Source organism: uncultured Pontibacter sp. (genome assembly GCF_947492645.1).
Classification (GTDB): Bacteria; Bacteroidota; Bacteroidia; order Cytophagales; family Hymenobacteraceae; genus Pontibacter.
On the sequence record NZ_CANLMZ010000007.1, the window covers coordinates 188,017 to 211,018 of the forward strand.

27 protein-coding genes and 3 tRNA genes are annotated in these 23,002 nt (G+C 40.5%); all 30 read left to right on the forward strand.

The genetic code is table 11. The annotated features are described in order from the left end of the window. Window positions 1-20: 20 nt before the first annotated feature. Window positions 21-93 (forward strand) — tRNA-Gly (locus tag Q1A23_RS10215). Between the two features lie 116 nt (window positions 94-209). After that, a tRNA-Thr gene (locus Q1A23_RS10220) sits at window positions 210-281 on the forward strand. A 72-nt stretch (window positions 282-353) separates the two neighbouring features. Further along, on the forward strand, window positions 354-1,541 hold the full coding sequence (gene tuf / locus Q1A23_RS10225; RefSeq protein WP_299822758.1) for an elongation factor Tu: 1,188 nt from the start codon (window positions 354-356) through the stop codon (window positions 1,539-1,541). A gap of 111 nt (window positions 1,542-1,652) precedes the next feature. Beyond that, window positions 1,653-1,725 (forward strand) — tRNA-Trp (locus Q1A23_RS10230). A gap of 28 nt (window positions 1,726-1,753) precedes the next feature. After that, window positions 1,754-1,945, forward strand: a complete 192-nt coding sequence (gene secE, locus Q1A23_RS10235) for a preprotein translocase subunit SecE (RefSeq protein ID WP_299822761.1) — start codon at window positions 1,754-1,756, stop codon at window positions 1,943-1,945. A gap of 10 nt (window positions 1,946-1,955) precedes the next feature. After that, window positions 1,956-2,513 (forward strand): transcription termination/antitermination protein NusG, encoded by a 558-nt coding sequence (gene nusG / locus Q1A23_RS10240; RefSeq protein WP_299822763.1) that lies wholly within the window; start codon window positions 1,956-1,958, stop codon window positions 2,511-2,513. Window positions 2,514-2,523: 10 nt separating this feature from the next. Continuing rightward, window positions 2,524-2,967: a 50S ribosomal protein L11 gene (rplK, locus tag Q1A23_RS10245; RefSeq protein WP_299822765.1), complete on the forward strand. Its 444-nt coding sequence runs from the start codon at window positions 2,524-2,526 to the stop codon at window positions 2,965-2,967. Window positions 2,968-2,983: 16 nt separating this feature from the next. Further along, complete coding sequence (rplA, locus tag Q1A23_RS10250) at window positions 2,984-3,676, forward strand: 50S ribosomal protein L1 (protein WP_299822768.1); 693 nt, start codon at window positions 2,984-2,986, stop codon at window positions 3,674-3,676. Window positions 3,677-3,680: 4 nt separating this feature from the next. Further along, entirely contained in the window at window positions 3,681-4,205 is a 525-nt protein-coding gene (rplJ, locus tag Q1A23_RS10255) for a 50S ribosomal protein L10 (RefSeq protein ID WP_299822771.1), read from the forward strand. A gap of 44 nt (window positions 4,206-4,249) precedes the next feature. Continuing rightward, on the forward strand, window positions 4,250-4,630 hold the full coding sequence (gene rplL / locus Q1A23_RS10260; RefSeq protein WP_299822773.1) for a 50S ribosomal protein L7/L12: 381 nt from the start codon (window positions 4,250-4,252) through the stop codon (window positions 4,628-4,630). Window positions 4,631-4,787: 157 nt separating this feature from the next. Continuing rightward, window positions 4,788-8,660, forward strand: a complete 3,873-nt coding sequence (gene rpoB, locus Q1A23_RS10265) for a DNA-directed RNA polymerase subunit beta (protein WP_299822775.1) — start codon at window positions 4,788-4,790, stop codon at window positions 8,658-8,660. Between the two features lie 103 nt (window positions 8,661-8,763). After that, window positions 8,764-13,080: a DNA-directed RNA polymerase subunit beta' gene (gene rpoC, locus Q1A23_RS10270; protein ID WP_299822778.1), complete on the forward strand. Its 4,317-nt coding sequence runs from the start codon at window positions 8,764-8,766 to the stop codon at window positions 13,078-13,080. Window positions 13,081-13,085: 5 nt separating this feature from the next. Next, window positions 13,086-13,403 carry a DUF3467 domain-containing protein gene (locus Q1A23_RS10275; protein WP_299822781.1) on the forward strand — a complete coding sequence of 106 codons (318 nt, stop codon included), beginning with the start codon at window positions 13,086-13,088 and terminating at the stop codon, window positions 13,401-13,403. Window positions 13,404-13,508: 105 nt separating this feature from the next. Further along, entirely contained in the window at window positions 13,509-13,925 is a 417-nt protein-coding gene (gene rpsL / locus Q1A23_RS10280) for a 30S ribosomal protein S12 (protein ID WP_219875622.1), read from the forward strand. Between the two features lie 19 nt (window positions 13,926-13,944). Continuing rightward, window positions 13,945-14,412, forward strand: a complete 468-nt coding sequence (rpsG, locus tag Q1A23_RS10285; RefSeq protein ID WP_187066943.1) for a 30S ribosomal protein S7 — start codon at window positions 13,945-13,947, stop codon at window positions 14,410-14,412. A 2-nt stretch (window positions 14,413-14,414) separates the two neighbouring features. After that, window positions 14,415-16,517 carry an elongation factor G gene (fusA, locus tag Q1A23_RS10290; RefSeq protein WP_299822791.1) on the forward strand — a complete coding sequence of 701 codons (2,103 nt, stop codon included), beginning with the start codon at window positions 14,415-14,417 and terminating at the stop codon, window positions 16,515-16,517. Window positions 16,518-16,529: 12 nt separating this feature from the next. Then, a complete protein-coding gene (gene rpsJ, locus Q1A23_RS10295; RefSeq protein ID WP_007654312.1) occupies window positions 16,530-16,835 on the forward strand; it encodes a 30S ribosomal protein S10 in 306 nt (101 codons plus the stop codon). Between the two features lie 173 nt (window positions 16,836-17,008). Further along, on the forward strand, window positions 17,009-17,626 hold the full coding sequence (rplC, locus tag Q1A23_RS10300) for a 50S ribosomal protein L3 (RefSeq protein ID WP_299822794.1): 618 nt from the start codon (window positions 17,009-17,011) through the stop codon (window positions 17,624-17,626). 1 nt (window position 17,627) lies between these two features. Next, window positions 17,628-18,254 (forward strand): 50S ribosomal protein L4, encoded by a 627-nt coding sequence (rplD, locus tag Q1A23_RS10305; RefSeq protein WP_299822797.1) that lies wholly within the window; start codon window positions 17,628-17,630, stop codon window positions 18,252-18,254. A gap of 2 nt (window positions 18,255-18,256) precedes the next feature. Next, on the forward strand, window positions 18,257-18,544 hold the full coding sequence (rplW, locus tag Q1A23_RS10310; protein ID WP_299822800.1) for a 50S ribosomal protein L23: 288 nt from the start codon (window positions 18,257-18,259) through the stop codon (window positions 18,542-18,544). Between the two features lie 10 nt (window positions 18,545-18,554). Next, window positions 18,555-19,382 carry a 50S ribosomal protein L2 gene (rplB, locus tag Q1A23_RS10315; protein ID WP_299822803.1) on the forward strand — a complete coding sequence of 276 codons (828 nt, stop codon included), beginning with the start codon at window positions 18,555-18,557 and terminating at the stop codon, window positions 19,380-19,382. Next, window positions 19,383-19,661 (forward strand): 30S ribosomal protein S19, encoded by a 279-nt coding sequence (rpsS, locus tag Q1A23_RS10320; protein WP_299822806.1) that lies wholly within the window; start codon window positions 19,383-19,385, stop codon window positions 19,659-19,661. Between the two features lie 2 nt (window positions 19,662-19,663). After that, window positions 19,664-20,056, forward strand: coding sequence for a 50S ribosomal protein L22 (gene rplV, locus Q1A23_RS10325; RefSeq protein ID WP_299822809.1), 393 nt, complete (start codon window positions 19,664-19,666; stop codon window positions 20,054-20,056). Between the two features lie 3 nt (window positions 20,057-20,059). Further along, a complete protein-coding gene (gene rpsC, locus Q1A23_RS10330) occupies window positions 20,060-20,806 on the forward strand; it encodes a 30S ribosomal protein S3 (RefSeq protein WP_299822812.1) in 747 nt (248 codons plus the stop codon). 30 nt (window positions 20,807-20,836) lie between these two features. Then, window positions 20,837-21,259, forward strand: a complete 423-nt coding sequence (gene rplP / locus Q1A23_RS10335; protein WP_299822814.1) for a 50S ribosomal protein L16 — start codon at window positions 20,837-20,839, stop codon at window positions 21,257-21,259. A gap of 3 nt (window positions 21,260-21,262) precedes the next feature. Next, the gene (gene rpmC, locus Q1A23_RS10340) at window positions 21,263-21,463 is read left to right on the forward strand and encodes a 50S ribosomal protein L29 (RefSeq protein ID WP_299822817.1); all 201 of its coding nucleotides are present in this window, start codon (window positions 21,263-21,265) and stop codon (window positions 21,461-21,463) included. 14 nt (window positions 21,464-21,477) lie between these two features. Further along, window positions 21,478-21,735 carry a 30S ribosomal protein S17 gene (gene rpsQ, locus Q1A23_RS10345; protein WP_299822819.1) on the forward strand — a complete coding sequence of 86 codons (258 nt, stop codon included), beginning with the start codon at window positions 21,478-21,480 and terminating at the stop codon, window positions 21,733-21,735. Between the two features lies 1 nt (window position 21,736). After that, entirely contained in the window at window positions 21,737-22,105 is a 369-nt protein-coding gene (rplN, locus tag Q1A23_RS10350) for a 50S ribosomal protein L14 (RefSeq protein WP_147920494.1), read from the forward strand. An 18-nt stretch (window positions 22,106-22,123) separates the two neighbouring features. Beyond that, window positions 22,124-22,444: a 50S ribosomal protein L24 gene (gene rplX / locus Q1A23_RS10355; protein ID WP_299822825.1), complete on the forward strand. Its 321-nt coding sequence runs from the start codon at window positions 22,124-22,126 to the stop codon at window positions 22,442-22,444. Window position 22,445: 1 nt separating this feature from the next. Next, on the forward strand, window positions 22,446-23,000 hold the full coding sequence (gene rplE, locus Q1A23_RS10360; protein WP_299822828.1) for a 50S ribosomal protein L5: 555 nt from the start codon (window positions 22,446-22,448) through the stop codon (window positions 22,998-23,000). Window positions 23,001-23,002 lie beyond the last annotated feature (2 nt).

Below are 23,002 nucleotides of genomic sequence, written 5' to 3' on the forward strand. Positions count from 1 at the left end.
GAAAGGCTTTTAGTAATTAAGCGGGAGTAGCTCAGTTGGTAGAGCGATAGCCTTCCAAGCTATAGGCCGCGAGTTCGAATCTCGTCTCCCGCTCTCTCAAACATGAGGGAGCTGTAATTCTATTTATGGATTTTTGATTGAAGGAATTTCATGTTTATGGATTTCCTTTTTACTATAGGTAAAGATTGCAGTTCTTAAAATGGAGAAAAGCCGACGTAGCTCAGGGGTAGAGTACTTCCTTGGTAAGGAAGGGGTCGTGGGTTCAATTCCCATCGTTGGCTCTAAGTCCGTTACGTGTAATTAAAAAGCGCGACATAAACTTAAACGTTTTAACCTTAATTTAATATCATACAATGGCTAAAGAAACATTTGACCGTTCCAAACCGCACGTAAATATCGGTACTATTGGTCACGTTGACCACGGCAAAACTACTTTGACTGCTGCTATTACAACTGTACTAGCTAAAAAAGGTCTTGCTGCACTTCGTGACTTCTCTTCAATCGACAACGCTCCTGAAGAAAAAGAAAGAGGTATTACTATTAATACATCACACGTTGAGTACGCTACAGAAAACCGTCACTATGCACACGTTGACTGCCCAGGTCACGCTGACTACGTGAAGAACATGGTTACTGGTGCTGCTCAGATGGATGGCGCTATCCTTGTAGTTGCTGCAACTGATGGTCCAATGCCACAAACTCGTGAGCACATCCTTCTTGCTCGTCAGGTAGGTGTTCCTCAGCTTGTAGTATTCATGAACAAAGTTGACATGGTTGACGATCCAGAGCTTCTTGAGCTTGTTGAGATGGAAATCCGTGAGCTTCTTTCATTCTATGATTTCGATGGTGATAACATTCCAGTAATTCAAGGTTCTGCTCTTGGTGGCTTGAACGGTGATGAGAAGTGGGTGAAGACTATCGAGGAATTAATGGATGCTGTTGATAGCTTTATTCCGATTCCAGCTCGTTTAACTGATCTTCCATTCTTGATGCCAGTAGAGGACGTATTCTCGATCACAGGTCGTGGTACTGTTGCTACAGGTCGTATCGAGCGTGGTGTAATCAACTCTGGTGAGCAGGTTGATATTCTAGGTATGGGTGCTGAGAACTTGAAGTCTACAGTTACTGGTGTTGAGATGTTCCGTAAGATTCTTGACAGAGGTGAAGCTGGTGACAACGTAGGTCTACTTCTTCGTGGTATAGAGAAAACTGATATCCGTCGTGGTATGGTAATCTGTAAGCCAGGTTCTGTTAAGCCTCACACACACTTTAAAGCAGAGGTTTACGTTCTTTCTAAAGAAGAAGGTGGACGTCACACTCCATTCTTCAACAAATACCGTCCACAGTTCTACTTCAGAACTACAGACGTAACTGGTGAGATCATCCTTCCAGAAGGAGTAGAAATGGTTATGCCAGGTGATAACATCACTATCGAAGTGAAGCTTATCAACGCTGTAGCTATGGAGAAAGGCTTACGTTTCGCTATCCGTGAGGGTGGTAGAACAGTAGGTGCTGGTCAGGTAACTGAAATTCTTGACTAACTTCTGATATGTTTCAAACCCGATCTTAAAAAACTTTAAGATCGGGTTTGTTTTCATAAAAGATTTATATAAATTTGCACTCCATTTGATAAAAATGGCGTGCATTTTTTTACGGGTGTAGCTCAATTGGTAGAGTAGTGGTCTCCAAAACCATTGGCTGGGAGTTCGAGTCTCTCCACCCGTGCAAATTAAATTAACAAGGAAGCGAAGCAATGAGCAAAGTAACAAACTACATAAACGAGACAGTTGAGGAGATGAAGCAGAAAGTTTCATGGCCTACTTATTCTGAATTGCAGAATAGCTCTATATTAGTACTTATTGGCTCGCTTATCTTTGCTTTGGTAGTTGGTGCAATGGATTTTGTTTTTGATTCAGGCCTGACGTGGTTTTACAACCAGTTTTAATTAAGACAAGATGGCTGAATTAAAGTGGTATGTAGTGCGCGCTGTAAGCGGGCAAGAAAAGAAAGCTAAGGCTTACTTAGAGAACGAAATCATAAGACAGAATTTAGGTGAGTACGTTCCGCAAGTTCTTATTCCTGCTGAGAAGGTGTATGAAATGCGCGGTGGAAAGAAAAGAATTAGAGAACGTAATTTCTTTCCGGGGTATGTACTTGTAAATGCTGATCTTTCTCATGGTGAAGCAGAGCACATAATTATTAGCACTCCTGGCGTGATTGGGTTTTTAGGATCAAACGAAAAGGATGCTACTAAAAAGCCGGTTCCTTTGCGACAGTCAGAAGTTAACAGAATATTAGGTACTGTGGACGAGGCTGAAGAGCAAGCGGAAGTGTTGGATACTCCATTTATTGTTGGCGAAACTGTGAAAGTAATGGATGGTCCATTCAGCGGTTTCTCTGGTACAGTAGAAGAAGTGTTTGAAGAGCGTAAGAAGCTTAACGTTATGGTGAAAATCTTTGGTAGAAATACACCAGTTGAGCTAAACTACATGCAAGTAGAAAAAGAATCGTAGTAAATAAATAATGGCAAAGGAAATAAAAGGTTATCTGAAACTTCAGATAAAGGGAGGTGCCGCGAATCCATCGCCACCGGTTGGACCTGCACTTGGTTCTAAAGGTCTTAACATCATGGAGTTCTGTAAGCAGTTTAATGCTAGAACTCAGGATAAGCCTGGTCAAGTGTTACCAGTATTGATTACAATGTATGCAGACAAGTCCTTCGACTTCGTGGTTAAGACTCCACCTGCTCCAGTATTGTTAATGGATGCTGCTAAAATTAAAGGGGGCTCAAAGGAGCCAAACCGTAACAAAGTAGGTTCAGTTACTTGGGATCAGGTTAAAGAGATTGCAGAAACTAAGATGCCGGATTTAAATGCGTTCAAACTGGAGGCTGCTATGAAAATGGTAGCTGGTACAGCTAGAAGCATGGGTATCACAGTAACTGGTAATGCTCCTTGGAACGAATAATTAGAGTTAAAGGATAATGGCTAAGATTTCAAAAAACAGAAAAGCAGCTTTAGCAAAAGCTGACTTGACAAAAGAATATTCTTTAACAGATGCCGCTTCAGTAGTAAAAGATATCACTTTTACCAAATTTGATGCCTCTGTTGATATCGATGTACGTCTTGGTGTAGACCCTCGTAAGGCTGACCAAATGGTACGTGGTATCGTGACACTACCTCACGGAACAGGTAAGGATGTAAAAGTCCTTGCGCTAGTAACTCCAGACAAAGAGCAGGAAGCAAAAGATGCAGGTGCTGACTTTGTAGGTCTTGATGATTATATCCAGAAAATCGAAAAAGGATGGACTGATATAGATGTAATTATTACAATGCCTGCAGTAATGGCTAAAGTAGGTCGTTTAGGTAGAATTTTAGGTCCTAGAAACCTAATGCCAAACCCTAAGTCAGGTACAGTTACTCAAGATGTAGCGAAAGCAGTTAAAGAAGTTAAGGCGGGTAAAATTGACTTTAAAGTTGATAAATTCGGTATCATACACACAAGTGTAGGTAAAGCTTCTTTCTCAGCAGAGCAGCTTGCTGCAAACGCAGCTGAAGTTATTCAAACACTTAACCGTTTGAAGCCTTCTTCTGCAAAGGGTACTTACATAAAGAGCATAACATTGTCTAGTACAATGAGCCCGGCCGTAATCGTTGACAAGAACGCAACTATCTAAGAAAATGACCAGGGAAGAAAAAGAAATAATTGTAAAGGACCTGAGCGAGAAGTTAGCGAATACAAACTACTTCTATATTACTGATGCTACAACAATGACTGTTGCAAGTGTCAACGCTTTCAGGAGACTAGCATTCGATAGAGGTATCGAATATAAGGTTTATAAGAATACACTAATCAAGAAGGCTCTAGAAACTCTAGAGGCTGATACTACTGAGCTTGAAGGAGTTTTGAAAGGCGCTTCTGGCATCCTGTTCTCTACAGAGGCGGGCAATGCCCCTGCAAAACTAATCAAAGACTTCAGAAAAAAAGGTAATCAGCTTCCTCTCCTGAAAGGTGCATACATCGATGCAGGCTTATATGTTGGAGATGAACAGTTAGATGCTCTAACCAAGATCAAATCTAAGGAAGAGCTCATCGGCGAGATTATTGGCTTACTTCAATCTCCTGCGAAGAATGTGGTATCTGCACTTCAGAGCAGCGGCGGCAAGTTAGCTGGTATCTTGAAAACATTATCTGAAAAAGAATAAATTCTAAAAACGTAATCAATAAGTAACTTTTAATTTCAATAAAAATGGCAGATTTGAAAGCATTCGCTGAGCAGTTAGTAAACTTAACTGTTAAAGAAGTTAACGAACTAGCTACTATTCTTAAGGATGAGTATGGCATCGAGCCTGCTGCTGCTGCTCCAGTAATGGTTGCTGGTGGTGGTGGTGCTGAAGGAGGAGCTGCTGCAGAAGAGAAGACTTCTTTTGACGTAATCCTTAAGTCAGCTGGTGCTCAGAAACTAGCAGTAGTTAAGCTTGTAAAAGAGCTTACTGGTCTTGGTCTTAAAGAGGCTAAAGAACTAGTTGATGGCGCTCCAAAATCACTTAAAGAAGGTGTTGCTAAAGACGAAGCAGAATCACTAAAGAAATCTTTAGAAGAAGCTGGTGCTGAAGTAGAGGTTAAATAATCTCATTTCATCAACATACCGAAAACAGGTAGACCTGGCAAGTTCGTCAGGTCTTTTCCTGTTTGTATATGGATTCAAATTTTGAATCCTTTTTGGTCCACAGCTGTTTTGGACTCTGTGTACCTTTAACTGATTGTAAACGTAAAACTTCAAGGCTTTGGCTAAGAATAAAACGACAGATCGAATCAATTTTGCCTCTATAAAGCAGGTAATTGACTATCCTGACTTCTTAGATGTTCAGGTTCAGTCATTCCAAGACTTTTTTCAGTTGGAGACCCCAGCAGAAAATAGAGCTCAAGAAGGCTTGTTCAAGGTGTTTGCCGAGAACTTTCCTATCTCAGATTCCCGAGAAAACTTCGTGCTGGAATTCATCGATTACCACATCGATCCTCCAAAGTATTCTGTTGATGAAAGCATCGATAGAGGCCTTACATACTCAGTTCCTCTTAAAGCTAAACTGCGTCTTATCTGCAACGATGAAGACAATGAAGATTTTGAGACAATTGAGCAGGAGGTTTTCTTAGGAAATATTCCATATATGACAGAGAAAGGATCTTTTGTCATAAACGGTGCTGAGCGTGTTATTGTATCTCAGTTGCATAGATCACCAGGGGTGTTCTTTGCACAGAGCAAACACACGAACGGTACAAAATTATATTCTGCCAGAATTATCCCTTTTAAAGGATCTTGGGTTGAATTTGCTACAGACGTTAACAACGTTATGTACGCTTACATCGACCGTAAAAAGAAATTTCCAGTTACTACTCTTCTTCGTGCTATTGGTTATGGTACGGATAAAGATATATTAGACTTATTTGGCCTATCTGAAGAGATTCCTGCTACAAAAGCAGCTCTGAAGGATGTAGCAGGACGAAAGCTTGCAGCACGGGTTCTTAGAACATGGACTGAAGATTTCGTTGATGAAGATACAGGTGAGGTAGTATCAATAGATCGTAATGAAGTACTTCTTGAGCGCGATTCAGAAATAACAGCTGAGGACATTAACGTAATTGTTGACTCAGGTGTTAAATCTGTAATTCTGCACCGCGAGAATGTAAATATTGCTGATTACGCTATTATATATAATACACTTCAGAAAGATAACTCTAACTCTGAGCAAGAAGCAGTAGAGCAAATCTACCGCCAGTTGCGTAATACAGAGGCCCCAGATGTTGAGACAGCCCGAGACATTATTCAGAAGTTGTTCTTCTCAGACAAACGTTATGATTTAGGAGAAGTAGGACGTTACAGAATTAATAAGAAGCTTGGCTTAGATACAAATTGGGATGCTAAAGTTTTAACAAACGAAGACATTGTGTTGATCGTGAAGTACCTAATAGGTTTGATCAACTCAAGAGCAGTAGTGGATGATATTGACCACTTAAGCAATCGCCGTGTTAGAACTGTAGGGGAACAACTTTATGCACAGTTTGGTGTTGGTCTTGCACGTATGGCACGCACGATCAAAGAGCGTATGAACGTACGTGATAATGAAGACTTCAAGCCTGTTGATTTGATCAATGCAAGAACGCTGTCATCAGTTATCAACTCTTTCTTCGGTACCAACCAGCTTTCACAGTTCATGGACCAGACCAACCCTCTGGCAGAAGTTACACACAAACGTCGTGTCTCTGCCTTAGGACCAGGTGGACTTTCAAGAGAGCGTGCTGGCTTCGAGGTTCGTGACGTTCATTATACACACTATGGTCGTCTGTGTACCATTGAAACACCAGAAGGCCCTAATATTGGTCTGATATCTTCGCTATGCGTGCACGCACGTGTTAATCATATGGGTTTCATCGAAACTCCTTATAGAAAAGTAGAAGGTGGCAAAGTAAATGTTACCGGCGAAGTAGAATACTTAACTGCTGAAGAAGAAGATACACATCATATTGCACAGGCGAATGCCGTAATTGATGAGAATGGTAACTTCATCAACGATAGAGTTAAAGGTAGATTTGAAGGTGACTTCCCTGTAGAAGAGCCATCAACTTATACTTATATGGACATTGCTCCGAACCAAATTGTATCGGTGGCTGCTTCATTAATTCCATTCCTGGAACATGATGATGCCAACCGTGCATTGATGGGATCGAACATGCAGCGTCAGGCTGTCCCACTTCTAAAGGCAGAGGCTCCAATTGTAGGAACAGGCTTGGAGAGAAGAGCAGCTATAGACTCAAGAGCGTTAGTTATTGCTGAAGGAGATGGCGTTGTAGATTATGTAGATGCTAATAAAATCGTTATCAGATATGATCTATCTGAGGATGAAAAATTAGTATCATTCGATGCAGAGTATGTAACCTATAACTTAGTTAAATTCAGAAGAACTAACCAGGATACTTGTATCAACCTAACACCACTAGTGAGAACTGGGGAGCGTGTTGTAAAAGGTGAGCCGCTTTGTGAGGGCTACGCTACAAACAATGGCGAACTAGCTATAGGTAGAAACATGCAGGTGGCTTTCATGCCTTGGCAAGGTTATAACTTTGAGGATGCTATCGTTATCTCTGAGAGAGTAGTGCGCGAAGATATCTTTACTTCCATTCACATTGAAGAATTTGAATTAGAAGTTAGAGAAACAAAGCGCGGAGAAGAAGAATTGACTTCTGAAATACCAAACGTAAGTGAAGAAGCAGTACGAAATCTTGACGAGAATGGTATTATACGCTTAGGTGCCGAAGTAAAAGAAGGAGATATACTGATAGGCAAGATCACACCGAAAGGTGAAACAGATCCGACACCTGAGGAAAAACTACTTCGTGCTATTTTCGGTGACAAGGCAGGAGATGTGAAGGATGCCTCGCTTAAGGCGCCTCCATCATTAAATGGTGTGGTTATTGACACTAAGTTGTTCTCAAGACCTAAAAAAGACAAAAACCTTCGTGCTAAGTCTAAAAAAGAGGTAGAAGAACTTAAAGTAAAGTATGGCAAAGAGTTGACTGCTATCAAAAATGTGATGGTAGATAAACTAGTTGCTTTGCTTGAAGGCAAAACTTCACAAGGAATCAGACATAAGTTCGGAGATGAGATCTTATCTAAAGGAGTAAAATTCACTAGAAAGAACATCATAGAAGCGTTGTTCCCTGAAAAGAACCCTTATAAGGACGAAAGTAATTATGCGGTTCCGGAAGAAGTGAACATGTTTAAAGACTTGATTCTGGAAAGTTGGACAACTGATGATAAGGCTAATGGAATGCTTGTTGAGCTTGTTAAAAATTATAACAAGCGAAGAAACATCGTTTCAGCGCACTTCAAGCGTGAGCGTTTCACATTAGAAGTGGGAGATGAATTACCAGCAGGTATCGTACAGTTAGCCAAAGTATATATTGCCAAGAAGCGTAAGCTGAAAGTTGGTGATAAGATGGCAGGCCGTCACGGTAACAAGGGTGTGGTTGCTAGGATCGTTCGTGAGGAAGATATGCCATTCTTAGAGGATGGTACTCCGATGGACATCGTATTGAACCCACTAGGTGTACCTTCAAGGATGAACATCGGTCAGATATATGAAACTGTACTTGGTTGGGCAGGTCTGAAATTAGGAAGAACATATGCTACTCCTATTTTTGATGGCGCAACTGAAGAGCAGGTATCTGCCGAGCTAGCAGAAGCAGGATTGCCTAAGTTTGGCCGTTCATACTTATACGATGGTTTGAGTGGCGATCGTTTTGATCAACCAGTAACAGTAGGTGTTATTTACATGCTGAAACTTGGTCACTTGGTTGATGATAAGATGCACGCGCGTTCTATCGGTCCATACTCTCTGATTACACAGCAGCCGCTGGGTGGTAAAGCTCAGTTTGGTGGTCAGCGTTTCGGCGAGATGGAGGTATGGGCACTAGAGGCATTCGGTGCATCTAACGTATTGCAGGAAATACTTACAGTTAAGTCAGATGACGTGATTGGCCGTGCGAAAGCCTATGAGGCAATTGTAAAAGGCGATGTACTGCCAAAACCTAATATACCTGAGTCATTTAATGTATTGATTCATGAGTTAAGAGGTTTGGCTTTAGAGATCACATTGGAATAGTAAAGTATAACACTAAGCGCCAAGGCAATAGCCGAGGCGCTTAGTGCACTTTATAAGATATAGCTGTAAGGCATATTCATTGTATCGACATTATTATAATAATATGGCATTTGCAAAAAATAAAAAGCTAACTCAGGACTTCTCTAAAGTAACGATAAGCTTAGCTTCTCCAGAGTCGATTCTGGAGCGTTCTAACGGAGAAGTAACAAAGCCTGAGACAATAAATTATAGAACCTACAAGCCTGAAATGGGAGGTTTATTCTGCGAAAGAATATTCGGACCAGTAAAGGACTGGGAATGCCACTGCGGAAAGTATAAAAGAATCAGATATAAGGGTATCATCTGCGACCGTTGCGGTGTGGAGGTTACTGAGAAAAAGGTGCGCCGTGAGCGTATGGGCCATATTGAGCTTGTAGTTCCTGTAGCACACATCTGGTACTTCAAATCACTTCCAAACAAAATTGGATACCTGTTAGGCTTACCAACTAAAAAGCTTGACCAGATTATCTATTATGAAAGATATGTAGTTATTCAGCCAGGTATACTTGCAGAAGACAATGTAAATACATTGGACTTCCTGACAGAAGATGAGTACCTGGATATGATTGACAAGCTCCCGCGTGAGAACCAAATTTTGGACAACAATGATCCAAATAAGTTCATCGCTAAAATGGGTGCTGAAGCATTACAAATGCTGTTAGAGCGTACGAACTTAGACGATCTGTCTTACGAACTTCGTCACGCTGCCGCTCATGAGACTTCGCAACAGCGTAAAGCTGAAGCGTTGAAACGTCTTCGTGTAGTAGAAGCATTCCGTGATGCAACAACAAGAATCGAAAACAGACCAGAGTGGATGATCATCCGCATGGTTCCTGTTATTCCTCCAGAGCTACGTCCACTTGTTCCGTTAGATGGTGGTCGTTTCGCGACTTCGGATTTGAATGATCTTTACCGTCGTGTGATCATCCGTAACAACCGTCTGAAGCGTCTGATTGAGATTAAGGCTCCTGAAGTTATACTTCGTAACGAGAAGCGTATGTTGCAGGAAGCAGTTGACTCCCTGTTCGACAATTCACGTAAGGTTAACGCTGTTCGTGCTGAAGGAAACCGTGCATTGAAGTCGCTTTCTGACATGCTAAAAGGTAAGCAGGGACGTTTCCGTCAGAACTTACTTGGTAAGCGTGTTGACTACTCTGGCCGTTCAGTAATCGTTGTTGGTCCTGAACTGAAGCTGCATGAGTGCGGTCTGCCTAAGAACATGGCAGCTGAGCTTTTCAAGCCGTTCATCATCCGCAAGCTGATTGAAAGAGGCATTGTTAAGACAGTAAAGTCTGCAAAGAAAATAGTAGATCGTAAGGACCCTGTAGTTTGGGATATCCTGGAGAACGTGCTGAAAGGCCATCCAGTACTCCTTAACCGTGCTCCAACGCTCCACAGATTAGGTATACAGGCATTCCAGCCAAAACTAATCGAAGGTAAAGCAATTCAGCTACACCCACTTGTGTGTACGGCATTCAACGCCGACTTTGACGGTGACCAGATGGCGGTGCACGTTCCATTAGGACCTGCTGCTGTACTGGAGGCTTCGATGCTAATGCTTGCTTCACACAATATCCTGAACCCTGCTAACGGTGCTCCAATTGCAGTACCTTCTCAGGACATGGTACTTGGTTTATACTATGTATCAAAAGGAAAGCGTAGCACAGAAAACGAAAAGATAGCCGGTGAAGGTATGAGCTTCTACTCTGCGGAGGAAGTTATCATTGCTATTAACGAAGGTCGTTTATCAAAGCAAGCTTACATTAAAGTAAGAACTAAAGTTAAAAATGAGAAGGGCGAACTAGAGTTAAAACTCATCGAAACAGTTGCCGGACGCGTGTTATTTAACCAGTTCGTACCAGAAGAAGTAGGCTTTGTTGATGAACTGTTAACAAAGAAAAAACTTCAGCAGATTATATCAAGAGTGTTTAAAGAGACAGGTATGGCTCGTACGGCACACTTCCTTGATGATATTAAAACACTAGGTTTCCAATCAGCCTATAAAGGTGGTCTGTCAATGGGCCTTGGTGATATCAACATCCCTGCTGAAAAAGATATACTTGTTGAGCAGGCCAAGAAAGAAGTAGATGCTGTATGGCAAAACTACTCTATGGGTCTGATCACAGATAATGAGCGTTACAACCAGGTTATTGATATCTGGACCCGTATCAACAACCAGATTACTGAAACGTTGATGCGTCGTCTGGAGAATGATGATCAAGGCTTCAACTCGATCTTTATGATGATGCACTCAGGTGCTCGTGGTTCGAGAGAGCAGATCCGTCAGTTAGGTGGTATGCGTGGTCTGATGGCGAAGCCTCAAAAGTCATTACAAGGTTCGGTTGGTGAGATTATCGAAAACCCGATCCTTTCTAACTTTAAGGAAGGTCTTGATGTAATCGAGTACTTCATCTCTACGCACGGTGCTCGTAAAGGTCTTGCCGATACGGCTCTTAAAACTGCAGATGCTGGCTATCTGACTCGTCGTCTGGTAGATGTATCTCAGGATGTGATTGTGAATGAAGAAGATTGTGGTACACTTCGTGGTCTAGAGGTTAGCGCCTTGAAAGACAATGAAGATATAGTAGAATCTTTATCTGAGCGTATACTTGGTCGTGTAACTGTACATGATGTGTATGATCCAATTACAAACGAGCTAATTGTAGAATCAGGAAGTGAAGTAACAGAAGAGGTTGCACGCGCAATAGAGAATACAGCTATAGAAGCAGTAGAAATCCGTTCTGTACTTACTTGTGAGTCTAAACGTGGTATCTGTGCAAAATGCTACGGTCGTAACCTGGCAAGCGGATTTATGGTGCAGAAAGGTGAAGCCGTTGGTGTTATCGCTGCACAATCAATTGGTGAGCCTGGTACACAGTTAACACTACGTACATTCCACGTGGGTGGTACTGCATCAAACATTGCTGTTGATGCAACTATCATTGCTAAGTTTGGCGGTGTGATTGAGTTCGAAGATGTACGTACGATTGATACCATAAACAATGAAGGCGAAACTGTAAAAGTTGTAATGGGTCGTTCAGGTGAGGTTAAGATTATTGATGCTGCCACAGGTAAGCTATTAATAAGCAACCACGTGCCTTATGGTTCATTTATTACAGTAAGCGAAGGACAAACAGTAGAGAAAGGTGACAAGCTATGTAGCTGGGATCCATACAACGCTGTCATCCTATCAGAATTTGATGGTGAGATCAGTTACGAGTCTATCATAGAAGGCATCACTTACCGTGAGGAATCGGATGAGCAGACAGGTTACCGTGAGAAGGTGATTATCGATACAAAAGATAAAACACAAAACCCTGCAATTTTAGTTAATCCTAAAAATGGCGAACCAAAAGGTTACAACATACCGGTGGGTGCTCACTTAACTGTAGAAAATGGCGAAAAGATTAAGGCAGGTCAAATCCTAGTTAAAATTCCTCGCGCTATCGGTAAAACACGTGACATTACAGGTGGTCTTCCACGCGTTACAGAATTATTCGAGGCACGTAATCCATCCAATCCAGCGGTAGTATCTGAAATCGATGGTGTAGTTACGTACGGAAGTGTGAAACGCGGTAACCGTGAAATCTTCATCGAGTCAAAAGATGGTGTGAAGAAGAAATACATGGTGCCACTTTCGAAGCACATCCTGGTTCAGGATAATGACTTTGTTCGTGCGGGTATGCCATTGTCTGATGGTGCTATCACTCCTACAGATATCTTAAATATACAGGGACCAGGTGCAGTACAAGAATACTTGGTAAATGAAATTCAGGAAGTATACCGACTACAGGGTGTGAAAATCAATGATAAGCACATTGAAGTTGTTGTTCGCCAGATGATGCAGAAAGTAGTAGTAGTGGATGCAGGCGATACAAGCTTCCTAGAGCACCAGGTAGTTGACAAGGTGAACTTCATGGAAGAAAACGACAGAATCATTGACATGAAAGTTGTTGAAGATGCTGGAGACTCTGCTACATTGAAACCAGGTCAAATTGTATCAGCGAGACGACTGCGAGATGAAAACTCAAGTTTGAAGCGCCGCGATATGAAACTTGTAACTGTTCGTGATGCACAACCATCAGTATCAAGGCCAACACTACAAGGTATAACTCAAGCATCTTTAGGAACACAAAGCTTTATTTCAGCTGCGTCATTCCAGGAGACAACGAAAGTGTTAAGTGAAGCTGCTATCAAAGGTAAAGCAGATGAGTTATTAGGTTTGAAAGAAAACGTAATTGTAGGACACCTGATCCCAGCCGGTACTGGATTAAGAGAATATCAGAAACTGATTGTTGGAAACCAGGAAGAATATGATTCATTAGTAGAATCTAAAAGATCGTCTTCTAAAACTAAGCAGCAGGAATTACAAAATAGATAAATAAAATGGCTGAAGATCTGCAAAAGCAAAATCAAATTAACATCGAGCTGTCTGAAGAAATTGCTGAAGGTGAGTATGCAAATCTAGCGATGATAGCTCATTCTAGTAGTGAGTTTGTAATTGACTTTATAAGATTGATGCCAGGGTTGCCAAAAGCAAAAGTAAAATCAAGAATAGTTATCACGCCAGAGCATGCCAAAAGACTTTTGGCTGCTTTGGCGGATAATATCGAGAAATTTGAAACAAGCTTTGGCGATATTAAGCAATCTCAAGGAGCTCCTTCTTTCCCAATGAACTTTGGAGGAACAGTAGGAGAAGCATAAGGTGCTAATAATTAATGAATTAAAATTTTGAATTTGCAAAGCGTTTTTCCTACCTTTGCAGACCAAATTTTAGAGTGAAAAAAATCTATAATTAACAAATTATAAATGCCTACTATACAGCAACTAGTAAGAAAGGGAAGAGAGAAATTAACTTCAAAGTCGAAGTCTCCTGCCCTAGATTCATGCCCACAACGTCGTGGAGTATGTACAAGAGTATATACTACTACGCCTAAAAAGCCAAACTCAGCTATGCGTAAAGTAGCTAGGGTTAGACTTACAAATGGCAAAGAAGTAAATGCCTATATCCCTGGTGAAGGTCACAACCTTCAGGAGCACTCAATTGTGCTTATAAGAGGAGGTAGAGTTAAAGACCTTCCAGGTGTACGTTACCACATTGTACGTGGTGCGCTGGATACCGCAGGTGTAAGCGGACGTCTTCAGTCACGTTCGAAGTATGGTGCTAAGAGACCAAAACCAGGTCAAGCTCCAGCTGCTGCAGGTAAAGGTGGAAAGAAAAAGTAATTCATAGAGTTTTAATACAATGAGAAAAGCAAAGCCTAAAAGTAGAATTCTCCTCCCTGATCCAAAGTACAAAGAGACATTGGTAACGCGTTTTGTTAACTACATGATGGTTGACGGAAAGAAAAGTGTTGCTTATGGTATCTTCTACGACGCTGTAGAACTAGTAGAGCAAAGAACAAAAGAAAACGGACTGGAAACTTGGAAGAAGGCATTGAATAACATTATGCCAAGTGTCGAAGTAAAAAGCCGCAGGGTGGGTGGTGCTACTTTCCAAGTGCCGACTGAGGTTCGTCCGGACCGCAGAGTATCTCTTGGTATCAAATGGATGATATCATATGCCCGCAAGAGAGGTGAGAAGACAATGAAGGATAGATTAGCAGGTGAAATAATTGCAGCTGCTAAAGGTGAAGGTGCTGCCGTTAAGAAAAAAGACGACACGCATAGAATGGCAGAAGCGAACAAAGCATTCTCACACTTTAGATTCTAGTAATGGCAAGAGACTTAAAATACACAAGAAATATTGGTATTGCAGCACATATTGATGCTGGTAAAACCACTACTACGGAGCGTATTCTTTACTATACTGGTAAATCACACAAATTAGGTGAGGTTCACGAAGGTGGTGCTACAACTGACTGGATGGAACAGGAGCAGGAAAGAGGTATAACAATTACCTCAGCTGCTGTAACTGTTAGCTGGCCATATAGAGGTAATGATTATCATATTAACATTATCGATACTCCTGGACACGTGGACTTTACTGTAGAGGTAAACCGTTCATTACGTGTACTTGACGGACTGGTGTTTTTATTTAGTGCAGTAGATGGTGTAGAGCCTCAGTCTGAGACTAACTGGAGACTTGCAGATAACTATAAAGTAGCACGTATCGGTTTCGTTAATAAAATGGACCGTTCAGGTGCTGACTTCTTAGCAGTTTGTAAGCAGGTAAAAGAAATGTTAGGCAGCAATGCTGTAGCACTGCAATTACCGATAGGTTCAGAAGATAACTTTAAAGGAGTAGTAGACTTAGTAAACTTCAGAGGTATCGTTTGGAACGAAGCTGATAAAGGAATGACCTTTACTGAAGTTCCTATTCCGGATGATATGTTGGAGGAAGCAGAGGAGTATAGAGAAAAACTTCTTGAAGCAGTAGCTGAGTACGATGAGTCTTTAATGGAAAAATACTTTGAAGATCCTAATTCAATTACTGAAGATGAAATTCTTGCTGCTTTGCGTGCTGCAACTATTGACTTAGCAATTGTACCAATGCTTTGTGGTTCTTCATTCAAGAACAAAGGTGTTCAAACAATGCTAGACTATGTGATGGCACTATGCCCATCTCCAGTAGATAAGGAAAGCATAAAAGGTATTAATCCTGATACAGGCGAAGAAATTGCTCGTAAGCCAAGCGTTAGTGAGCCATTCGCAGGCCTAGGATTCAAAATTGCTACTGACCCTTATGTAGGTCGCTTATGCTTTGTAAGAGCATACTCGGGTGTATTAGAGTCTGGTTCTTATGTGTACAATACACGTTCAAACAGTAAAGAACGTATATCACGTATTTTCCAGATGCACGCTAATAAGCAAAACCAAATCGAAAGATTGGAAGCTGGAGACATTGGCGCAGTAGTTGGTTTCAAAGACATCAAAACAGGTGATACCCTTTGTGACCAAAATGCAAAGATTGTACTTGAATCTATGGAGTTCCCAGAACCTGTAATTGGATATGCAATTGAGCCTAAATCTCAAGCAGATTCTGATAAGATGGGTATGGCAATTGCTAAGCTTATTGAAGAAGATCCAACACTTCAGGTTAATACAGACGAAGAAACTGGTCAGACTATTCTACGTGGTATGGGTGAGCTTCACTTAGAGATCATCATTGATCGAATGAAGCGCGAGTTCAAAGTAGAATTAAATCAGGGTGCACCACAGGTTGCTTACAAAGAAACCATCACTAAGAGTGTTGAACACAGAGAAGTGTTCAAGAAGCAGTCTGGTGGTCGTGGTAAATTTGCTGATATTGTGTTCGAAATGGGACCACGTGAAGATGGCAAACAGGGACTAGAATTTGTTAACGGTATTGTAGGTGGTGTAATTCCGAAAGAATTCATTCCAGCTATTCAGAAAGGCTTCGAAGAGGCAATGAAGAATGGTATTCTTGCAGGCTTCCCTATAGACTCAATGAAAGTGCGTTTGTTCCACGGTTCATTCCATGATGTTGACTCTGATTCTTTATCATTTGAATTAGCTGCACGTCAAGGTTTCAAAGAGGCAGGTAAGCAATGTGCTCCTAAACTTCTAGAGCCGATTATGGCAGTTGATGTAGTTACTCCAGATGAGTATACAGGCCCTGTTACTGGTGACTTGAACAGAAGAAGAGGTATCATGAAAGGAATGGATACAAAGGGTACTGCAACTGTAGTTAAAGCAGATGTTCCTTTATCAGAACTTTTTGGATATGTTACAGACCTGCGTACAATTACTTCAGGTAGAGCAACTGCCTCTCTTACTTTCTCTCATTATGAGCAAGTACCACAAAACTTGGCTGATGCCATCGTTGCTAAAGTAAAAGGAACAGCAGCTAAATAATTTAGTATAGAAATGAATCAGAAAATCAGAATAAAGCTTAAGTCTTACGATCACAACTTAGTTGATAAGTCATCTGAGAAAATCGTGAAAGCTGTTAAAGCAACAGGTGCTATCGTAAGTGGTCCTATTCCACTTCCAACAGAAAAAGATAAATTTACAGTTCTGCGTTCACCGCACGTGAATAAAAAATCTCGTGAGCAGTTCCAGCTGTGCACTTACAAGAGATTAGTAGATATCTATTCAACTAGCTCTAAAACAGTAGATGCATTGATGAAGCTTGAACTTCCAAGTGGAGTTGATGTAGAAATTAAAGTTTGATGAACTAAAGTTTCATAAAAAGGGGAGCCGTATAGCTCCCCTTTTTTATTTAAGTACTGATAATAAATAATTTATAAAACACTTGTAAAACAAGTCTAAAAATTATTAACTTTGCACTCCCTTAGCAAAACTGAGGGGCTAAAATAATGTATCCATCTTTAAAAACAAGTTGAATGCCTGGAATTATCGGTAAAAAAATCGGAATGACAAGCCTCTTCACATCAGATGGTAAATACACACCTGTAACGCTTATTCAAGCAGGTCCGTGTGTAGTTACTCAAGTGAAGACAGTCGAGACTGATGGCTATGAAGCTGTACAGCTTGGCTATGGTGAGAAGAAGCTTAAAAGAGTAACGAAAGCGGAAGCTGGACATTACAAGAAAGCAAATACTTCTGCTAAGAAGAAAGTTGCTGAGTTTGATGTAGAAGGAACTTCATTAAATCTTGGTGACACGGTAGATGTGAATCTATTCGTAGAAGGTGAATTTGTTGATGTTGTAGGTACATCAAAAGGAAAAGGTTTCCAAGGTGTAGTTAAACGTCATGGATTTGCCGGTGTTGGTGGCCAAACACACGGTCAGCACAATAGGGCAAGACACCCTGGTTCAATTGGTGCCTGCTCATGGCCATCAAGAGTATTCAAAGGAATGCGTATGGCTGGTAGAACGGGTGGTAACAGAGTTAAAATCCAAAACCTTACGGTAGTTCGTGTAATAGCAGATAAAAATTTGCTAGTAGTTAGTGGCTCTGTACCAGGTGCCAAAAATTCTTACGTGTTAATTGAGAAGTAAAATGGAGCTTTCTGTATTAAATATCAAAGGTGAGGATACAGGCAGAAAGGTAAATCTTTCTGATGCAATATTTGGACTTGAGCCAAATGAGCATGCAATGTATCTTGACGTGAAGCAGTACTTGGCTAATCAAAGACAAGGAACGCACAAATCAAAAGAGCGAAATGAAGTTGCAGGCTCTACTAAGAAGATCAAGAAGCAAAAAGGAACTGGCGGCGCTCGTGCAGGTAGTATAAAATCCCCTTTGTTTGTTGGTGGTGGTAGAGTATTTGGTCCAAAGCCAAGAAACTACAGCTTCAAGTTAAATAAGAAGCTAAAAGAAGTTGCTCGTTTATCAGCACTTTCTCTATTAGCGAGAGACAATAAAGTTGCACTAGTTGAGTCGTTTACAATCGATACTCCAAAGACGAAAGAACTTATTTCAATTTTGGGTAACTTGAATTCAACTGGTAAGACATTGGTTGTTACTCCTTCAGTAAATCAAAATTTAGTATTATCAGGAAGAAACATTCCTAAAGTAAAAGTAGCAACAGCTTCTGACTTGAATACTTATGATTTACTGAATACTGATAAACTTATACTGGTAGAAGAATCAGTAAACGTATTAGAAAACCTCTTTAGCGCATAATCATGAACGTTCTAAAAAGACCACTAATCACTGAAAAGTATGCTGCCATGAACGAGGTCGGTAAATATGCTTTTGAGGTTGATAAGAAAGCCAACAAAGTAGAAATCAAGAAGGCAGTTGAGAAAATGTATGGTGTTACTGTAGCAAAAGTAGCAACTATGAGATCACTTGGTAAAGTGAAAACAAAGTATACAAAATCTGGCGCTGTTTCTGGTCGTACTTCGTTGATCAAGAAAGCAATCATCACCGTGAAAGAAGGTGAAGTTATAGACTTTTATAGCGGTATATAATTAAGTAGAAATGGCTTTAAAAAAATTAAGACCAACAACACCAGGTCAAAGATTTAGAGTAGCCCCAGCGTTTGACGAGATCACTACGTCTACTCCTGAAAAATCTTTGTTGGCACCAATCAAAAAATCTGGTGGACGCAATAACTCTGGTAAAATGACGATGCGCTATATTGGCGGTGGTCATAAGCAAAAGTACAGAGTGATAGATTTCAAGCGTACAAAACATGGCATTCCAGCTACTGTTAAAACGATCGAATATGATCCAAACAGAACTGCACGCATTGCTTTGGTTTATTACGCAGATGGAGAGAAAAGCTACATTATTGCACCAGCTGGATTACAGGTTGGTACAGTAATAGTTTCAGGATCAGGCAATGCTCCAGAAGTTGGTAACTGCCTACCTTTATCTGAAATTCCTTTAGGTACGATTATTCATAATATCGAACTACAGCCAGGCAATGGTGCAACTTTAGCACGTAGTGCAGGTTCATATGCTCAACTTGTAGCACGTGAAGGCAAATATGCGACTATCAAATTGCCTTCTGGTGAGTTGAGAATGGTATTAGCAAATTGCTATGCAACTGTAGGAACTGTTTCTAACTCTGACCATATGAACGTTAAGCTTGGTAAAGCTGGTCGTAACAGATGGTTAGGTAAGCGTCCAAGAGTACGTGGTGTTGCGATGAACCCAGTTGATCACCCTATGGGTGGTGGTGAAGGTAAATCTTCAGGCGGTCACCCACGTTCACGTAAGGGCTTGTATGCTAAAGGTCTAAAAACCAGAAACAAGAACAAGTATTCTGAAAAACTTATAGTTAATAGAGGAAAGAAAAAATAAATGGCTAGATCATTAAAAAAAGGGCCTTATATTGACTATAGGCTCCAGAAAAAAGTGGATGTAATGAACGAGGCTGGTAAAAAAACAGTTATCAAGACCTGGTCACGCAGATCGATGATATCTCCAGAATTCGTAGGTCATACATTCGCAGTTCATAACGGAAATAAATTCATACCTGTGTATGTTACTGAAAACATGGTAGGTCATAAATTAGGTGAATTTGCTCCAACTAGGAACTTTAGAGGTCACATTGCTAAAAAAGATAAAGGCAAGCGTTAATCATGGAAGCAGTAGCAAGATTAAATAATGTGCCTACTTCTCCTCGTAAAATGAGATTAGTAGCAGGCTTGATACGTGGTAAAAGCGTATCTAAAGCCTTAGGTTTACTTAAATTTGAACCTAACTCAGGTGCGGCAAGGATTGAAAAGCTTCTTTTATCAGCTTTAGCTAACTGGCAGCTGAAAAATGAAGATGCACGCATCGAAGAAGCAAACCTTTTTATCAAGGAGATCTTTGTTAATGAAGGTAAAATGCTTAAGCGTCTTCGTCCGGCTCCACAAGGACGTGGTTATAGAATCAGAAAAAGATCTAACCATGTTACATTGATCATTGATACAATGACTGATGAGCAGATCGAGAAGCAATCAAAGAAATCTAAAAAAGCCAGCAAGTAAGAAATGGGACAGAAAGTAAATCCAATTGGTTTTCGCCTCGGCATCGTTAAAGGTTGGGACTCTAACTGGTATGGCGGCAAAGATTTCGCTGAGAAGCTGATTGAGGATGAGAAAATCAGAAAATATATACTAGCGCGTATTCCTAAAGGCGGTATCTCTAAGATAATAATCGAAAGAACCCTTAAGCGCATCACTATAACTATCAATACTGCACGACCAGGTGTCGTAATCGGTAAAGGTGGCCAGGAAGTAGATAAGATAAAAGAAGAGCTAAAGAAGCTTACAAACAAAGATGTTCAAATCAACATTTTTGAAATTAAGCGTCCAGAGCTAGATGCTAAATTAGTTGGTGAGTCTATTGCTCAGCAATTACAAGCTCGTATCTCTTTCCGCCGTGCCATGAAACAAGCGATTGCATCTGCTCTTCGTGTTGGTGCTGAAGGTATCAAAGTTCAAGTTTCAGGTCGTCTAGGCGGTGCTGAAATGGCCAGAACAGAGCATTATAAAGAAGGTAGAACTCCTCTACATACTTTACGTGCGGATATCGATTACGCATTATCTGAAGCTCAGACAGTATATGGTAAACTAGGTATCAAAGTGTGGATCTTTAAAGGCGAAGTTTATGGCAAAAAAGATCTTACACCAAACGCTGGCTTAGAAAGCAAAGGCGGACCTAGCTCTGCGCCAGGTGATAGACGTGGTGGTCGTAAAAAGACCGATGGTGCTCCAAAGCGCAAACGTCGTCAATAATTGTTCTATAACATTATTAGGTATTAGAAAATGTTACAGCCAAAAAGGACTAAATATAGAAAAATGCAAAAAGGCCGTGTGAAAGGTCTGGCTCATAGAGGCAGTACTATTTCATTTGGTTCGTTTGCGATCAAATCTCTTGAAGCATCATGGATTACCAGCCGCCAAATAGAAGCAGCTCGTATCGCGATGACAAGAGCTATGAAACGTGAGGGTCAAGTATGGATCCGAATTTTCCCTGACAAACCTATTACTAAGAAGCCAGCCGAAGTTCGTATGGGTAAAGGTAAAGGTTCCCCAGAATATTGGGTAGCAGTTGTTAAACCAGGCACTATCATGTTTGAATCTGATGGTGTTACATTAGATGTTGCAAGAGAGTCTCTAAGACTAGCTGCTCAGAAACTGCCAGTTAAAACAAAGTTTGTAGTACGTAGAGATTACGTTGAGAAATAGTATATGAAAAATTCAGAGATAAAAGCTTTGTCTTTAGAAGAGTTAAAAGAGAAGCTTAATACTGAGAGCTCCAACATGCATAACATCCGTTTTGCACATGCTATATCTCCGTTGGAGAACCCGATGAGAATTCGTGAGACAAAGCGTTTGATCGCTCGTCTTAATACAGAGATACGTCGTCGTGAAATTGAAGCTAACTCTTAATACTTAAATTAATCATGGAAGAGAGAAATCTTAGAAAAGAAAGAAGTGGTAAGGTTGTTAGCAACAAGATGGACAAATCTATCACTGTGCTTGTGGAAAGCAGAATGAAACACCCTATGTATGGTAAATTCGTTAGTAAGTCCACAAAATTCATGGCTCACGATGAGAAAAATGAATGCAACATAGGTGACTATGTTAGAATTCAGGAAACTCGTCCGCTAAGCAAGAACAAAAACTGGCGTTTAGTAGAAATAATAGAAAGAGCGAAGTAAAATGATACAGCAGGAATCAAGACTCACAGTTGCGGATAATAGCGGTGCTAAGGAAGTGCTATGCATCCGTGTATTGGGTGGTACTGGTAAAAAGTATGCCTCAATAGGAGATAGAATTGTAGTGACTGTTAAATCAGCTCTTTCTTCTGGTAACGTAAAAAAAGGTACTGTTTCAAAAGCAGTAATTGTAAGAACTAAAAAAGAGGTAAGAAGAAAAGACGGTTCATATATCAGATTTGATGATAATGCTGCAGTTCTTCTTAATGCAAACAACGAACCACGTGGTACGCGCATTTTCGGACCGGTAGCTCGTGAACTTCGTGAAAAGCAATTCATGAAAATTGTTTCGTTAGCTCCTGAAGTTCTATAAACCCTAATTCAGATTAAGATGAATAAGAAAAAACTTCATGTAAAAACTGGCGATACAGTAAAAGTTATTGCTGGTGATGAGCGTGGCAAAACTGGCCGCATTATAGCTGTTAATCTTGAGAAGCAGAAGGTTACTATTGAGGGATTAAATTTAGTTACTAAGCATTCTAAGCCTAGTGCTAATAATCCTCAAGGAGGAATCTCTAAAGTAGAAGCTCCTATCCATGCTAGTAATGTAACTTTAGTAGATGCTAAAGGTGAAACATTTAGAGCTGGAAGCAGAAAAAACAGCGAAGGAAAAACAGAGCGTTATTCTAAAAAAACAGGAGAAGTAATCTAAAATGGCTACTACAAGATTAAAAGAGAAGTATCAGAATGAAGTAGTGCCTGCTCTTAGAGAGAAGTTCCAGTACAAGAACATTATGGAGGTGCCTAAAATCACCAAAATCTCTATCAATAAGGGTATCGGTGCTGCAGTAGCTGATAAAAAATTAGTTGACATAGGAGTAGAAGAATTAACTACTATTACCGGTCAGAAAGCTGTTGCGACGATAGCAAAAAAATCTGTCTCTAACTTCAAATTACGCGAAGGTATGCCAATTGGCGCCAGAGTGACTTTAAGAGGAGAGAAGATGTATGAGTTTTTAGATCGTCTATTAACTATTGCTCTACCTCGTGTGCGTGACTTTAGAGGCGTAAATGAGAAAGGTTTCGATGGCCGTGGTAATTATACTTTAGGTGTTAAAGAGCAAATCATTTTTCCAGAAATTAGCATTGATAAAATTAAATCCATTACTGGTATGGATATCACTTTTGTTACTACAGCTAAAACTGACGAAGAAAGTTATGAATTGCTTAAAGCATTCGGTATGCCTTTCAGTAACATCAAGAAATAAAT